We start from the raw sequence: 15,758 nt of genomic DNA on the forward strand, positions 1-15,758 counted from the left end.
GATATGCTAATTAACTAAATAATGTGCCGATTGGCTAATGCCAATGTGCCAATAAGAAAACATGCTAATTATGAAATGCCACAGCCAATGTACCTTAATCGGTACATTGGCATATTGGCACATTAGTTCATTATTCCAAATTGATGCTCAGCCCCAATCCTCTTAACTCGTGCAACAACACGTTCAAAGATTCAGGGATACCCGGCTGCGGCATAGGTTCGCCCTTCACAATTGCTTCATAAGCCTTAGAACGTCCTACAACATCATCCGACTTAATTGTCAAGATTTCCTGGAGAATATGTGATGCACCGAAACCTTCGAGTGCCCAAACCTCCATCTCTCCGAAACGCTGACCACCAAATTGAGCTTTACCACCAAGAGGTTGCTGAGTAATCAATGAGTATGGACCGATAGAACGTGCGTGCATCTTGTCTTCAACCATGTGACCGAGTTTCAACATATAAGTAACACCTACAGTTGCTGGTTGGTCAAAGCGTTCTCCTGTACCACCGTCGCAAAGATAAGTCTTGCAATAGCGAGGCAAGCCAGCTTTATCTGTCCATTCGTTCAAGTCGTCAAGAGTTGCACCATCAAAAATCGGTGTAGCGAACTTTACACCCAAATTCTTTCCGGCACGTCCGAGGACAGCCTCAAAAATCTGACCAATGTTCATACGTGAAGGTACACCCAACGGGTTCAATACAATATCCACCGGAGTACCATCTTCCAGGAATGGCATGTCTTCCTGGCGAACAACACGTGACACGATACCTTTATTACCGTGACGACCTGCCATCTTATCACCTACACCAATCTTACGTTTCTTAGCAATATATACTTTCGCCATCTGGATGATTCCTGCAGGCAGTTCATCACCAATTGTGATAGCAAACTTCTTACGTTTCAGTTCTGCATCGAGCTCTTTGTACTTCTTGATGAAGTTCAGGATCAAATCACGAATCATACCGTTCGCATGATCATCATTAGTCCAGTCGCTCAACTGTATTGCGGTGAAATCAAGTGAATCGAAATCTGATGCACTGAACTTAGAACCTTTGGCAATAACTTCGGCACCCAGATAGTCTTTCACGCCTTGAGATACTTTACCTTCGGTCAATGCCATCAGTTTCTTCACCAGAATGCGTTTCAAGTCTGCTACCTTAGATTCAAATTCATCATCAATCTTTGGAAGCAATGCCTTATCGGCCAACTTAGAACTACGGTTTTTAATGACACGAGAGAATAACTTCTTGTCAATGATCACACCCTTCAATGAAGGGGATGCTTTCAAAGAAGCGTCTTTCACATCACCCGCTTTATCTCCAAAAATGGCACGAAGCAATTTTTCTTCCGGAGAAGGATCAGATTCACCTTTCGGAGTGATCTTGCCAATTAGTATATCACCCGGCTGAATGCGTGCACCAACACGTACAATACCGTTCTCATCAAGATCCTTAGTGGCTTCTTCACTAACATTAGGGATATCGGAAGTCAACTCTTCCATACCACGCTTGGTTTCACGAACTTCGAGTGAATACTCTTCTACGTGAACTGAAGTCAGCAAGTCCTCGCGAACTACACGTTCGTTCAACACGATAGCATCCTCATAGTTATAACCTTTCCAAGGCATGTAGGCTACAAGCAGGTTCTTCCCCAAAGCAAGCTCACCATTCTCGGTAGAATAACCTTCTGTCAAAATCTGACCTTTTGTCACACGATCACCTTTATTGCAGATCGGACGAAGGTCAATAGTCATATTTTGGTTCGTTTTGCGGAACTTCGGAATCCTGTATTCTTTCAATGCAGGTTCGAAGCTTACAAACTCTTCATCTTCAGTACGATCGTACAGAATACGAATAGTAGTAGCATCAACAAAATCAATTACACCATCACCCTCAGCAGCAATCTGAGTACGTGAATCACGCACCAACTGGCGCTCGATACCTGTACCTACGATCGGGGCTTCGCTTCTCAACAACGGAACTGCCTGGCGCATCATGTTCGATCCCATCAAAGCACGGTTAGCGTCATCATGTTCAAGAAATGGGATCAAAGATGCAGCAATAGAAGCAATCTGCTGAGGAGCAACGTCCATCAACTCTACTTCTGAAGGTTCTACAACCGGATAATCGGCATCCTGACGAGACTTAACCTTATTGCGAATAAATGTTCCATCATCATTCAGCGGAGCATTACCCTGTGCAATGATCTTGGCTTCTTCTTCTTCAGCTGTCAGGTAGACAAGTCCGTTTTCAGAAAGGTCTACTTTACCATTATCTACTTTACGGTAAGGAGTTTCAATGAAACCAAGGTCATTGATCTTAGCAAACACGCAAAGTGATGAAATCAAACCGATGTTCGGACCTTCCGGTGTCTCAATCGGACAAAGACGTCCATAGTGCGTATAGTGAACGTCACGAACCTCAAATCCGGCACGTTCACGAGACAGACCACCAGGACCAAGGGCAGACATACGGCGCTTGTGAGTAATCTCAGCCAACGGGTTTGTCTGGTCCATAAACTGAGACAATGCATTAGTTCCGAAGAACGAATTGATCACTGAAGAAATAGTCTTTGCGTTGATCAAATCAATCGGAGTAAACACCTCGTTATCACGAACGTTCATACGTTCACGAATAGTACGCGACATACGTGCCAAACCGACAGCAAACTGATTAGACAGCTGCTCGCCTACAGTACGTACACGACGGTTACTTAAGTGGTCAATATCATCCACATCTGCTTTAGAGTTAATCAACTCAATCAGATATTTAATGATCTCAATAATATCTTCTTTGGTGAGGACACGCACATCCATGTCTGTCGTCAAATTCAACTTTTTGTTGATTCTGTAACGCCCTACATCACCAAGGTCATACCGCTTTTCAGAAAAGAACAGGTTATTGATAACCTCACGGGCACTGGCATCATCAGCCGGATCTGCATTACGCAATTGGCGATAGATATACAGCACAGCTTCCTTTTCCGAGTTACTCGGATCTTTCTGAAGGGTATTATATATAATAGAGTAGTCGGACTGATTCGGCTCTTCCTTATGAATAAGGATGTTTTGAACGCCCGAGTCAATTATTTCATCTATATGTTCCGGTTCGATCACTGTTTCACGGTCGATAATGACTTCATTACGCTCGATAGAAACAACTTCACCGGTATCTTCATCAACGAAATCTTCAATCCAGGTTTTCAAGACACGTGCAGCCAATTTACGACCTACTACCTTCTTGAGATTTGTTTTGTTAACCTTTACATCTTCAGCCAAGTTAAAAATCTCAAGAATGTCTTTGTCATTCTCAAAGCCAATAGCTCTTAACAGCGTAGTAACAGGTAACTTCTTCTTACGATCGATATAAGCATACATCACATTGTTGATGTCGGTAGCAAACTCAATCCATGATCCCTTGAACGGGATGATACGGGCCGAGTACAATTTTGTACCATTGGCATGTACACTCTGACCGAAGAATACGCCCGGAGAACGGTGAAGCTGCGACACAACTACACGTTCAGCACCATTGATGACGAAAGTTGCCTTATCAGTCATGTAAGGGATAGGACCAAGGAACACATCCTGAATCACTGTATCGAAATCCTCATGATCGGGGTCTGTACAGTAAAGCTTGAGTTTCGCTTTCAATGGGACACTATATGTAAGCCCACGCTCTATACAATCATCAATGGTATAGCGCGGCGGATCAATATAATAGTCCAGAAACTCAAGAACAAAATTGTTTCTTGTGTCGGCAATTGGGAAGTTTTCAGCAAATACTTTATACAATCCCTCTTTTTTACGCTTCTCAGGTGGGGTATCTAGTTGTAGAAAGTCTTGGAATGACTTCAATTGTACTTCCAGGAAATCCGGATATTCAAGCGGATTCTTAGTCGAAGCAAAATTAACTCTTTGATTTACAGTATTTGAAGACATCTGTCAATGAATTTGGAGAACTTAATTTTAAATATATACACAAAAAGGTTAAGAATCCTCTTGTGAAGGATTCTTAACCGAATTACCTGATTACCAGGCTAATGTTATTTAAGTTCAACTTCAGCTCCAGCTTCTTCCAATGTTTTCTTCAATGATTCTGCTTCGTCTTTAGCCAAACCTTCTTTTACTACACTAGGAGCACCGTCTACCATGTCCTTAGCTTCTTTCAAGCCAAGACCACAAGCTTCTTTAACGGCTTTAACAACCTGAAGTTTAGCTGCACCAGCGCTCTTCAATACTACGTCGAAAGAAGACTTTTCTTCTGCGGCAGCAGCACCAGCTGCAGGACCAGCAGCAACAGCTACAGCTGCAGCAGCAGGTTCAATACCATATTCTTCTTTAAGGATAGTTGCAAGTTCATTAACTTCTTTTACTGTCAAGTTAACTAATTGTTCTGCAAAAGCTTTCAAATCTGCCATTTTTTGTATGATTTTAATGTTTAATTTACTAAATAAAATGTGTTATAATTATCTTTCACCAAGAGTTTTGAGAACTCCGTGAAGGGTGTTGCCACCTGATTGAAGAGCAGAAATAACATTCTTGGCCGGTGATTGCAACAGGGCAACGATATCGGCAATAACTTCATTTTTACTCTTAATAGCTACGAGAGCATCCAACTGGTCAGCACCAACATAGAAGCTTTCTTCTGCATATGCAGCTTTCAGTCCCGGAATGCCATCTTTAGATTTGTCTTTGATCAGTTTTGCAGGTGCGTTTGCAACATTGCAGAACATCACAGCTGTCGTACCTTTCAAAGAACCATAAAGAGGAGAGAAATCACCTTCAATGCTTTCAAGCGCTTTGTGGAGGAGTGTGTTCTTAACTACCATCAATTTGATGTCAGCCTTGAAACAAGCTCTTCTCAATTCACTTGTTGCAGCAGCGTTCATAGCTGTTGTATCTACCAAATAGAAGTGACCATATTCCTGTACTGTAGCAGCAATCTGCTCAATAATCGTATTTTTATCTTCCTTTCTCATTGTTACTCTGTTTTATTAGATTTCCTCTACTGATTTCGGGTCAATTTTGATACCCGCACTCATTGTACTAGAAAGATAAATACTCTTAATATATGTACCCTTGGCTGCAGTCGGTTTCAACTTGTTCAATGTAGAGATAAATTCTTTTGCATTATCGCGAATCTGCTCTGCAGTGAATGAAACCTTACCAATTGAAGTATGAACAATACCGCTCTTATCAACTTTGAAGTCGATCTTACCTTGTTTTACTTCTCTTACAGCTTTAGCAACATCCATAGTTACGGTACCACTCTTCGGGTTAGGCATCAATCCACGAGGACCAAGCACACGACCGAGTGCACCAATTTTACCCATGATAGATGGCATAGTGATAATCACATCAATATCAGTCCATCCACCTTTGATCTTTTCAATATATTCGTCAAGACCAACATAGTCAGCACCAGCTTCTTTTGCAGCAGCTTCAGCATCCGGTGTACAAAGTACCAACACACGTACTTGCTTTCCAGTTCCATGAGGAAGTGAAACAACACCTCTCACCATTTGGTTTGCTTTACGTGGATCAACACCTAAACGTACATCAATATCTAATGAAGCATCAAACTTAGTAAAAGTGATTTCCTTTACCAAAGATGCAGCTTCTTTCAGTGAGTATGCTTTCCCTGCTTCAATTTTTCCTGCAGCTAACTTTTGATTTTTTGTCAGTTTACCCATTACAATTGAAGTTTATTAATTATTAACCGGGAACTCCCCTTTTACAGCGATACCCATACTTCTAGCTGTACCTGCAACCATTTTCATGGCAGCTTCCACAGTAAAACAGTTCAAGTCAACCATTTTGTCCTGAGCAATCGTACGAACCTGTTCCCAAGTGATCTCGGCAACTTTCTTACGGTTAGGCTCAGCAGAACCACTCTTTACCTTAGCCACTTCAAGCAACTGAATGGCAACGGGAGGAGTCTTGATTACAAAATCGAAAGACTTATCTGCGTAGTAAGTAATGATAACAGGCAAAATCTTACCTGCCTTGTCTTGGGTTCTGGCGTTGAATTGCTTGCAAAACTCCATGATGTTGATTCCCTTAGAACCTAATGCAGGTCCAACGGGAGGTGATGGGTTTGCCGCGCCTCCTTTAATCTGTAATTTGATTAGTCCAGCAACTTCTTTAGCCATTTTTTTATTGATTTATATATAACATTAAACGAAGGACAACTACAGCGTAACAATTCTGCGTTATTCCTTTTCCACTTGCATAAAGCCTAATTCAAGCGGTGTTTTACGCCCGAATATCTTTACCATGACCTTTAGTTTCTTCTTTTCACTATTCACTTCTTCAATGATACCACTGAATCCGCTAAAAGGACCAAAAGTAACCTTTACAGTTTCACCTACAATATACGGAACATTTAAGTCTTCACCCGTTTCTTGCAATTCGTCCACTGTACCAAGTATACGATTCACTTCCGACTGTCTGAGGGGAACCGGTTTATCGGAACCTCCCAAGAAACCTATCACATTAGGAGTATTTCTCAGATGGTGAGAAACCTCACCAACCAAAGCAGCCTCCACCAAAACGTAACCAGGAAGATAACTTCTTTCTTTCACAATTTTTTTACCATTGCGAACCTGGTATACCTTTTCGGTAGGAATCAATACCTGAGACACATATTCGCCAAGGTCGCTGTTTTTAATATCAGCTTCAAGATACTCTTTTACCTTAGCTTCTTTTCCGCTAATAGCACGCAAAACGTACCATTTCTTTTCAATCTCAGACATCGTAATTCCTCTTTTTTTAATGTGGATAAATTATTTTTTCCATAAAATTCTGGAAACAGAAGTCCATCGCGAACACTACCAATGCAATAAGCAGGGAAGCATATAAAACAACTACCGCACTGTTAGTTAGTTCTGAATACGTAGGCCACGACACTTTATGAACAAGTTCGTCGTAAGATTCTTTAATATAAGCTACTACTTTTTTCATTTCATAAATATTAGCACGGGAGGAGAGGCTCGAACTCCCGACACCCGGTTTTGGAGACCGGTGCTCTACCAACTGAGCTACTCCCGTTTGTACATAATCAGTTCCCGATAATACTACCGGGAACTGATTAATATTTAATTTTAGTCGATAATTTCAGTAATCTGACCAGCACCTACTGTACGACCACCTTCGCGGATAGCGAAACGAAGACCGATGTTCAATGCAACCGGGTAGATCAACTCTACAGTGATAGTTACATTATCACCCGGCATCACCATTTCAGTTCCTTCCGGAAGAGTGATTTCACCTGTACAGTCCATAGTACGCAGATAGAACTGAGGACGGTATTTGTTGTGGAATGGAGTGTGACGACCACCTTCTTCTTTCTTCAGGATATAAACCTCAGCTTTAAACTTAGAGTGAGGTTTGATCTGACCTGGTTTACAAAGAACCATACCACGTTTGATTTCGTTCTTGTCAACACCACGAAGCAACAGACCTACGTTGTCACCAGCCTCACCCTGATCCAGAAGTTTGCGGAACATTTCAACACCTGTTACAACTGATTTCTTATCTTCACCCAAACCAAGGATTTCGATTTCATCACCTACGTGGATAACACCAGTTTCGATACGACCTGTAGCTACAGTACCACGACCTGTGATAGAGAACACGTCTTCTACCGGCATCAAGAAAGGTTTATCAACATCGCGCGGAGGCAACGGAATCCAAGTATCAACAGCTTCCATCAACTCCATTACTTTGTCTTCCCATTTTTCTACACCGTTCAATGCACCAAGAGCAGAACCCTGAATGATCGGAGTATTGTCACCGTCGAAATCATAGAAAGAAAGAAGTTCTCTCATTTCCATTTCAACCAGTTCCAACATTTCAGCATCTTCAACCATATCGCACTTGTTCATGAATACAACCAGCTTCGGAACGTTTACCTGACGAGCCAAAAGGATGTGCTCACGAGTCTGAGGCATCGGACCATCAGTAGCAGCAACTACGATGATAGCACCGTCCATCTGAGCAGCACCAGTAACCATGTTCTTTACGTAGTCAGCGTGACCCGGACAGTCAACGTGTGCGTAGTGACGGTTAGCTGTTTCGTACTCAACGTGTGAAGTATTGATAGTAATACCTCTTTCCTTTTCTTCAGGAGCGTTGTCGATAGAATCGAAAGAGCGGAGTTCAGAAAGACCTTTTTTTGCCAACACTGTAGTGATAGCAGCAGTCAAAGTGGTTTTACCGTGGTCAACGTGACCGATTGTACCAATGTTTACGTGCGGTTTGGTACGTTCAAATTTCTCTTTAGCCATAGCTTTACTTGTTATTTATTTGATTAATAATCAGCATTTACATCTTACAGAGCTGTTACCGGGATTTGAACCCGGGACCTCTTCCTTACCAAGGAAGTGCTCTACCACTGAGCTATAACAGCGAAATAGAGAGAGAGCGGAAGACGGGGCTCAAACCCGCGACCCTCAGCTTGGAAGGCTAATGCTCTATCAACTGAGCTACTTCCGCAATTTGCCAAAGTTTTCACTCTGTCTTCTCCGTGGGCAAAGATGGATTCGAACCACCGAAGGCGTAAGCCAGCAGATTTACAGTCTGCCCCATTTGGCCACTCTGGTATTTGCCCTTCATTACAGAAATCGAATTTCGAAGTAAGCGTAAGAACGCCCAAACTTTTTCTATTCTGATTTATTCTTGAGCCTCTTGTCGGATTCGAACCAACGACCCCGAGATTACAAATCACGTGCTCTGGCCAACTGAGCTAAAGAGGCGTTTTTACTTAAAAAATGCAACCGTCACGTCCTAACGCGAGCGAAACGGCTGCAAATTTAGTTATTTATTTCTTTCCCGCAAAATATTTGCGGTATTTTTATTTATTTCGTTGTTTTTCCTTGTACTTAACCAGCTGCTTCTCCAATGCTTCCACACACAAATCAACCGCTTCTTCAAACGTATCACAGATTTTGCTTGCATGAAAATCATTGTTTGGAACCAACACCGTAATTCCGGCCTCCTTATTCTCCGCAGTTTCTGGTTTAACCACCTTTAATGACACCTCTACTTTCTTTATATCTTCGTAATATTTTTCCAACTTAGACACTTTCTTCTGAATGAAAGCCTGCAATTGTTCTGTTGCATCAAAGTGAATCGATTGAATTCTAATTTCCATACTTACCTCCTTTTTTAGGCTCGTGGATGAGCTTGTTTATACACTTTTTTAAGTTCTTCAAAAGTGGTATGCGTATAAATCTCCGTAGTCGCCAGACTACTATGACCTAAAAGCTCTTTCACCGCACCCAACTCCGCATCATTATTCAGCATTGTCGTGGCAAAGGTATGCCTCAACACGTGAGGACTGCGCTTCTTAAGCGTTACCACCTTCGAAAGGTTCCGTTTCACCAAATTATAGACCAGATTCTTATAAAGTCGTTCGCCATTCTCTCTAACAAAAAAAGCATCAGACTTCACTGAAATCACTTTGTTCCTTACATCAACATACTCAAACATCGCTTCTTTCAATTCATCCCCAAAAGGGATCAAGCGCTGCTTATTTCTCTTTCCCGTTACTTTCAGAAGAGAGGCTGAGAAATCTACATCCTTATCATCCAAACCTATCAATTCAGAGAGACGCATGCCTGTGGCATAAAACACCTCAATAATCAAACGATCCCGACACCCCTTAAACCCTTCACCAAAATCCGTGTCATCCAGCAATTTATTCATTTCACTCTCTTTCAAGAAAGAAGGAAGTGGCTTTTTATTTTTTGGCCCCGTTATTTTACGTAACGGATCAATACTCACCTCTCCTTGTCTGAGGAGATATTTATAAAACGACCGGAGCGAACTCAGCTTACGATTCACAGAAGTTGAAGTATACCCCCGATCCATCAGTGAAACAATCCACTCACGAATCAGTTCGGGCTTCACTTCCAACGGATTAAACTCCCCAATCTCCTCTTGAGCAAACTCCTGCAACTGCGAAATATCCTCGCCGTAAGCCAGTACGGTCTTCTCAGAATAATTCCGTTCGTACCGGAGGTAATCAAGAAAAGAATCTGCTAACATAATATCGCTACATCTATAATTCTGCAACGAATGTATGAAAAGAATTCAATAATTCAAAGGAAATTACGAATTATTAATCTTCTACTTGCTGAAGTTTTTGTACGTAAACTGCACGTTCTTTCTTAAGTCTTTTAGTTACAGACGGTTTGTCGAACTGTTGTCTGCTTCTCAACTCTTTAACGATGCCAGTTTTTTCAAATTTTCTCTTAAACTTCTTCAGCGCTTTTTCAATGTTTTCGCCTTCTTTTACAGGTACTACAATCATTTTGTTACTATTAAATATGTTATGGTTTAAAATTTCCGCAGTCAAATTGCGCCGCAAAATTACACATACTTTCTTTATTCACAAAACTTTCGGCAATTATTTCTCAAAATCAATGCAAAAGGAACAGAAAGTAGTTATCTTTGGAGAGTATAACATATAATATATATAATGTATGAAACAGTCTATCAGTGAACGAATACATGCATTACGCATGTGGTTTAAACCAAACATTCAAGCATTCATCATCCCCAGCACAGACCCTCATCTCAGTGAATACGTTGCACCACACTGGAAATCACGAGAATGGATTTCCGGATTTACCGGATCAGCCGGTACGGTAGTGATTACAGAAAAGAAAGCAGGACTCTGGACCGACTCAAGATATTTTTTACAAGCAGCAGAACAGTTACAAGGAAGTGGCATAGACTTATATAAAGAGATGCTGCCGGACACTCCAAGTATCACAGAATTCTTGTCTACCCAATTAAAACCGGGAGAGGCAGTAGGTATCGATGGAAAAATGTTCTCAGTGGAACAAGTGGAGTATATGCAAGCCGAACTTTCATCAAGTAATCTTCAAATCATATTCTGCCCTGATCCTATGCAGGAGATATGGACAAATCGACCGCCTATGCCAGAATCACCTGCCTTTGTATACGACATTGAATATGCGGGAAAAAGTTGCACAGAAAAAATCGCATCCATTCGTACGGAGCTAAAGAAAAAGGGTGCAGAAAGTGTTATGTTATCAGCTTTAGATGAAATAGCCTGGACCCTAAACCTACGCGGAAACGATGTACATTGCAACCCCGTAGTAATAAGCTATTTACTTATTACAGAAGACAGCACGATATTATTCATTGCTCCGGAGAAAGTAACTGAAGAAGTACGGAACTACTTAAAAGAGCAGCAAGTAGAGATACGGAACTACGCAGAAACAGAAATTTACTTATCAGATCTCAAGAGCACCAGCATCCTGATGAATCCGGCAAAAACCAATTATGCTATTTTTTCCTCCGTAAACCCCAAATGCCGGATCATACGAGGAGAAGCACCGGTAGCCTTACTGAAAGCTGTCCGTAACAATCAAGAAATAGCAGGAGTCCATGCAGCCATGCAGCGTGACGGTGTCGCCTTAGTCAAATTCCTTAAATGGCTGGAGTCTGCCGTCCCTTCCGGAATAGAAACAGAATTAAGCATCGATCACAAACTGCACGAGTTTCGTGCTGCACAGAATTTGTACGTAGGCGAAAGTTTTGATACCATTGCGGGTTACAAAGAACACGGGGCTATTGTACATTATTCAGCAACCGAAGAAAGCAACGCGACATTGCAACCCAAAGGCTTTCTTTTACTCGACTCAGGAGCTCAATACATGGATGGCACCACTGACATCACACGTACCATTGCATTAGGTGAGCTAACAGAGGAAGAAAAGACAGACTATACACTGGTCCTCAAAGGACACATCGCATTAGCGATGGCCGTTTTTCCGGCAGGAACCAGAGGAGCACAACTGGATGTACTGGCACGTATGCCATTATGGAGCCACAAAATGAATTTCCTGCATGGCACCGGTCATGGCGTAGGCCATTTCCTCAGCGTGCACGAAGGTCCACAAAGCATTCGTATGAACGAGAATCCGGTTGTATTACAACCCGGCATGGTCACCTCAAACGAACCCGGAGTATATAAAGGTGGCAGCCACGGCATACGAATCGAGAATCTGACACTGGTATGCAAGGCTGGTGAAGGCTTGTTTGGCGAATACCTGAGGTTCGAAACCATCACGCTTTGTCCTATCTGTAAAAAGGGTATAATCAAGGAGTTGCTAACCGCAGAAGAAACAGACTGGCTGAATGATTATCACCGGCAAGTATATGAAAAGTTATCCCCCGGTCTGAATGAAGAAGAAAAAATATGGTTGAAAGAGGCAACAGCCGCAATCTGACAAACCAAAGGAAGGACCGCCTTTATAGGTCACCAAAATCATTATTAGTGTGAATCAGCATCTTATAGGATGCTGATTCCATCTATTTCTCAAACATGTTTTAATCAATAACCTATGGCTTTAATAAAATCAGTAAGAGGTTTTACTCCTGAATTCGGAGAAAACTGTTTTTTGGCCGACAATGCCACCATCATCGGCGATGTAAAGATGGGGCGCGATTGTAGTATTTGGTTCAGCACCGTGCTGAGAGGGGATGTAAACTCCATCCGCATTGGCGACGGAGTGAATATACAAGACGGGAGTGTATTACACACTCTCTATCAAAAATCGACGATTGAAATAGGTAATCATGTATCGGTAGGACATAATGTAACCATTCATGGTGCGACAATTAAAGATTACGCATTGATCGGTATGGGATCGACCCTACTCGATCATGCTGTTATCGGTGAGGGAGCGATTGTAGCAGCAGGCTCACTTGTACTCAGCAATACCATCATCGAACCGGGAAGTATTTGGGGAGGAGTACCGGCAAAATTTATAAAAAAGGTTGATCCGGAACAAGCCAAAGAGTTAAACCAAAAAATAGCTCATAATTACCTGATGTACTCTGATTGGTATAAATAAGACCCGACCTGATAAACAAAAATATCCTCCGGAGGGACTGGGTTCCCCGAAGGATATTTTTGTTTATCAGGTTCAAAGCCTTAAAAATTTATCATGTGTAGTACCTTGTCCGTCGCTCCGGAGTTGCCAATCACATAATTACCGGCGTTAGTTCCCGTTTCTTTCAGGAACTTTTCATCGGACAGAAGCCTGTCAAGCAACGTCTTCAGCTCCTCGTAATCCTTAATCGAATAAGCCCCTTTGGCTTCAATCAATTGTACCGCCTCCATAAACTTCTGATATTTGGGTCCGAAAATTACCGGAATACCATAAACTGCCGCTTCAAGAGTATTATGAATTCCTACTCCGAAACCACCTCCGATATAAGCAATCTCTCCGTAACGATAAATAGAAGACAGTAAACCGAAACAATCGATTATCAGGCAGTCCGCCTTGCGGACATTCTTTTCATCGGCACGGGTATAACGCACAGAAGGACGTTTCAACTTACCAATAATCTCTACCAAATGATTCTCATCGATTACATGTGGTGCTATAATCAACTTCATCTCAGGATGATTATTAAAATACTCAATGAAAAGATCCTCATCCGGTCCCCATGAACTTCCGGCCACAAAAGTAAATGCGCCATCCTTGAACTGTTCCACCAGCGGCAACTCCTTGGCCTGCTCACGAATCTGCAAAACACGGTCAAAACGCGTATCTCCCACTACCGTAACCCTTGTAATTCCAATCTTGGCAAGGAAACGCTTCGATGCTTCGTTCTGCACAAACAAGTGATCAAAATCCTTCAGCACATTTCTGTAAGTACCTCCATACCACTTAAAGAATATCTGATCTTTACGGAAAATGGACGAAACACTATACACGGGGATACGACGCTTGTGTAATTCATCCAGATAGTTCTTCCAAAATTCGTATTTGATGAAGAAAGCCATACAAGGATTCACAATATCCAGAAACTTCTTCACATTACGAGGTTTATCAAACGGCAAATAGCAGACAATGTCGGCTCCACGGTAGTTCTTCCGGACCTCATATCCCGAAGGAGAAAAAAACGTTTGCAGTATTTTATAATCCGGATACCTCTCCCGTATTTTCTCAATCAAGGGACGCCCCTGCTCAAACTCTCCCAAAGAAGCAGCATGAAACCAGATATAGCGCGCGTCCTTCTCTACCTGTTGACGAAGAAGGTCGTACACTACCCAATGCCCCTTCATCATCTTTCGGGGCTTACGGCTGAATGGTGCAGCCAGATGCACCAGAAGGTCGTAAATTCCTATTGCCAGATCGTAAAACATACCTCCGGATTCTTATTTCAAAACCTCTACGGCACGTTTCATACGAGCCAGTGTTTCTTCTTTTCCCAATACCCAGGAAATGTCAAACATATGGGGACCTTTGCCCTCGCCTACCAGCGTCAAGCGGAAAGCATTCATAATATTACCTGTATGATAACCTTTCTCAGCAATCCAATCCATTACAATTTTCTCTTGACCTTCAATACTGAAATCTTCTATTCCGGCCAATACTTCAGCCAGTTCGGCCATACATTTAGCCGAATCTTCTTTCCAGCGTTTTTTAACCGTCTTTTCATCATATTCTGCCGGGGCTACAAAGAAGAAACTGCATACATCCCACAGTTCTTTGACAAAGCTGACACGGTCCTTCATCATCCCAACCACTGTTACTACTTTTTCGAAAGGAGCTTCCACACCATGTTCTTTCAGAACAGGCACAAACAGTTCGGCTATTTCTTCGTCAGACTTCTGTTGAATGTAAATATGATTAAACCAAATCCCTTTCTTATAGTCAAATTTAGCACCCGATTTACTGCAACGGTGCAAGTCGAACAGACGAATCAACTCATCCATGGACATTACCTCCTGATCGTTACCCGGATTCCATCCCAACAAGGCGAGGAAGTTAATGACAGCCTCAGGCAGATAACCCGATTCACGATAACCTGAAGAAACTTCTCCACTCTTCGGATCATGCCATTCAAGCGGAAATACAGGAAATCCCAGACGGTCACCATCACGTTTACTCAGCTTACCATTGCCCTCGGGTTTCAACAACAGAGGTAAATGAGCAAAAGCAGGCATTGTGTCTTCCCAACCAAATGCGCGATACAACAATACGTGCAACGGAGCGGAAGGCAACCACTCCTCACCACGGATCACGTGTGATACCTCCATCAGATGGTCATCAACAATATTAGCCAAGTGGTAAGTAGGCAGTTCATCGGCCGATTTATATAGAACCTTGTCGTCAAGGATAGATGAGTTAATAATCACTTCTCCACGAATCAGGTCATTCACATGAATGTCTTCGTTCGGCTCAATTTTAAAACGTACCACATATTGCTTTCCGTCAGCAATCAACGCCTTCACCTCTTCCTGTGAAAGGGTCAGCGAATTGCGCATTCCCACACGGGTAGATGCGTCATATTGGAAGTTGGCTATTTCAGCACGTTTGGCATCCAGCTCCTCCGGAGTATCGAAAGCAATATAGGCTTTTCCGTTGTCAAGCAACACTTGTACATACTTCTTGTATATTTCGCGACGTTCTGACTGGCGGTACGGTCCATATTCACCTCCAAAGCTGACACCCTCGTCAAACTGAATCCCTAACCACTTAAATGATTCCAGGATATATTCTTCCGCACCCGGGACAAAACGGTTTGAGTCAGTATCCTCGATACGGAAAATCAAATCTCCCCCATGCTGGCGGGCAAACAGATAATTATACAAAGCGGTACGCACACCACCTATATGCAATGCTCCTGTTGGGCTCGGAGCAAAACGAACTCTTACTTTTCTTTCTGCCATAATTTGCGTTAGTATAGGTAAATCGTGGCA

General features: G+C 42.3%; 15 protein-coding genes and 5 tRNA genes. 2 read left to right on the top strand and 18 right to left on the bottom strand.

Annotated features, from left to right (window positions below; translation table 11 throughout):
- Window positions 1–130: 130 nt before the first annotated feature.
- The 16 genes from rpoB to rpsU all read right to left on the bottom strand — a co-directional run bounded on the left by rpoB (window position 131) and on the right by rpsU (window position 10,319).
- On the bottom strand, window positions 131–3,943 hold the full coding sequence (gene rpoB, locus ISX59_RS16745; RefSeq protein WP_005811391.1) for a DNA-directed RNA polymerase subunit beta: 3,813 nt from the start codon (window positions 3,941–3,943) through the stop codon (window positions 131–133).
- Window positions 3,944–4,047: 104 nt separating this feature from the next.
- Window positions 4,048–4,422, bottom strand: coding sequence for a 50S ribosomal protein L7/L12 (rplL, locus tag ISX59_RS16750; RefSeq protein ID WP_005782165.1), 375 nt, complete (start codon window positions 4,420–4,422; stop codon window positions 4,048–4,050).
- A 48-nt stretch (window positions 4,423–4,470) separates the two neighbouring features.
- The gene (gene rplJ / locus ISX59_RS16755) at window positions 4,471–4,983 is read right to left on the bottom strand and encodes a 50S ribosomal protein L10 (protein ID WP_005782163.1); all 513 of its coding nucleotides are present in this window, start codon (window positions 4,981–4,983) and stop codon (window positions 4,471–4,473) included.
- Window positions 4,984–4,998: 15 nt separating this feature from the next.
- A complete protein-coding gene (gene rplA / locus ISX59_RS16760; RefSeq protein WP_005782161.1) occupies window positions 4,999–5,697 on the bottom strand; it encodes a 50S ribosomal protein L1 in 699 nt (232 codons plus the stop codon).
- Between the two features lie 15 nt (window positions 5,698–5,712).
- Window positions 5,713–6,156: a 50S ribosomal protein L11 gene (gene rplK / locus ISX59_RS16765; RefSeq protein ID WP_004291286.1), complete on the bottom strand. Its 444-nt coding sequence runs from the start codon at window positions 6,154–6,156 to the stop codon at window positions 5,713–5,715.
- A 60-nt stretch (window positions 6,157–6,216) separates the two neighbouring features.
- Window positions 6,217–6,759 (bottom strand): transcription termination/antitermination protein NusG, encoded by a 543-nt coding sequence (gene nusG / locus ISX59_RS16770; RefSeq protein ID WP_005782159.1) that lies wholly within the window; start codon window positions 6,757–6,759, stop codon window positions 6,217–6,219.
- A gap of 16 nt (window positions 6,760–6,775) precedes the next feature.
- Window positions 6,776–6,967 (bottom strand): preprotein translocase subunit SecE, encoded by a 192-nt coding sequence (gene secE / locus ISX59_RS16775; RefSeq protein WP_005782157.1) that lies wholly within the window; start codon window positions 6,965–6,967, stop codon window positions 6,776–6,778.
- A 14-nt stretch (window positions 6,968–6,981) separates the two neighbouring features.
- A tRNA-Trp gene (locus tag ISX59_RS16780) sits at window positions 6,982–7,054 on the bottom strand.
- Window positions 7,055–7,107: 53 nt separating this feature from the next.
- Window positions 7,108–8,292, bottom strand: a complete 1,185-nt coding sequence (gene tuf / locus ISX59_RS16785) for an elongation factor Tu (protein WP_005782155.1) — start codon at window positions 8,290–8,292, stop codon at window positions 7,108–7,110.
- A gap of 50 nt (window positions 8,293–8,342) precedes the next feature.
- Window positions 8,343–8,414, bottom strand: a tRNA-Thr gene (locus tag ISX59_RS16790).
- Window positions 8,415–8,427: 13 nt separating this feature from the next.
- A tRNA-Gly gene (locus ISX59_RS16795) sits at window positions 8,428–8,500 on the bottom strand.
- A gap of 32 nt (window positions 8,501–8,532) precedes the next feature.
- Window positions 8,533–8,615 (bottom strand) — tRNA-Tyr (locus ISX59_RS16800).
- 71 nt (window positions 8,616–8,686) lie between these two features.
- Window positions 8,687–8,760: transfer RNA gene (locus ISX59_RS16805), tRNA-Thr, on the bottom strand.
- Window positions 8,761–8,858: 98 nt separating this feature from the next.
- Window positions 8,859–9,158 carry a ribosome hibernation-promoting factor, HPF/YfiA family gene (hpf, locus tag ISX59_RS16810; protein WP_005782154.1) on the bottom strand — a complete coding sequence of 100 codons (300 nt, stop codon included), beginning with the start codon at window positions 9,156–9,158 and terminating at the stop codon, window positions 8,859–8,861.
- Window positions 9,159–9,172: 14 nt separating this feature from the next.
- Window positions 9,173–10,054 (bottom strand): tyrosine recombinase XerC, encoded by an 882-nt coding sequence (gene xerC / locus ISX59_RS16815; protein WP_032539200.1) that lies wholly within the window; start codon window positions 10,052–10,054, stop codon window positions 9,173–9,175.
- A gap of 73 nt (window positions 10,055–10,127) precedes the next feature.
- On the bottom strand, window positions 10,128–10,319 hold the full coding sequence (rpsU, locus tag ISX59_RS16820; RefSeq protein WP_005782152.1) for a 30S ribosomal protein S21: 192 nt from the start codon (window positions 10,317–10,319) through the stop codon (window positions 10,128–10,130).
- 172 nt (window positions 10,320–10,491) lie between these two features.
- Between rpsU and ISX59_RS16825 the strand changes: the two genes are divergently transcribed.
- Together ISX59_RS16825 and ISX59_RS16830 are read left to right on the top strand one after the other, a co-directional pair.
- A complete protein-coding gene (locus tag ISX59_RS16825; RefSeq protein ID WP_032539199.1) occupies window positions 10,492–12,270 on the top strand; it encodes an aminopeptidase P family protein in 1,779 nt (592 codons plus the stop codon).
- A 114-nt stretch (window positions 12,271–12,384) separates the two neighbouring features.
- Window positions 12,385–12,897: a gamma carbonic anhydrase family protein gene (locus ISX59_RS16830; protein ID WP_005782150.1), complete on the top strand. Its 513-nt coding sequence runs from the start codon at window positions 12,385–12,387 to the stop codon at window positions 12,895–12,897.
- Window positions 12,898–12,977: 80 nt separating this feature from the next.
- Here the strand turns inward: ISX59_RS16830 and ISX59_RS16835 are convergent, their stop codons facing one another.
- Together ISX59_RS16835 and gltX are read right to left on the bottom strand one after the other, a co-directional pair.
- Window positions 12,978–14,198: a 3-deoxy-D-manno-octulosonic acid transferase gene (locus tag ISX59_RS16835; RefSeq protein ID WP_005782149.1), complete on the bottom strand. Its 1,221-nt coding sequence runs from the start codon at window positions 14,196–14,198 to the stop codon at window positions 12,978–12,980.
- A 12-nt stretch (window positions 14,199–14,210) separates the two neighbouring features.
- A complete protein-coding gene (gene gltX / locus ISX59_RS16840; protein WP_022012302.1) occupies window positions 14,211–15,728 on the bottom strand; it encodes a glutamate--tRNA ligase in 1,518 nt (505 codons plus the stop codon).
- Window positions 15,729–15,758: the final 30 nt, after the last annotated feature.

The organism is Bacteroides sp. FSHCM14E1 (assembly GCF_019633785.1).
Taxonomy (GTDB): domain Bacteria; phylum Bacteroidota; class Bacteroidia; order Bacteroidales; family Bacteroidaceae; genus Bacteroides; species Bacteroides hominis.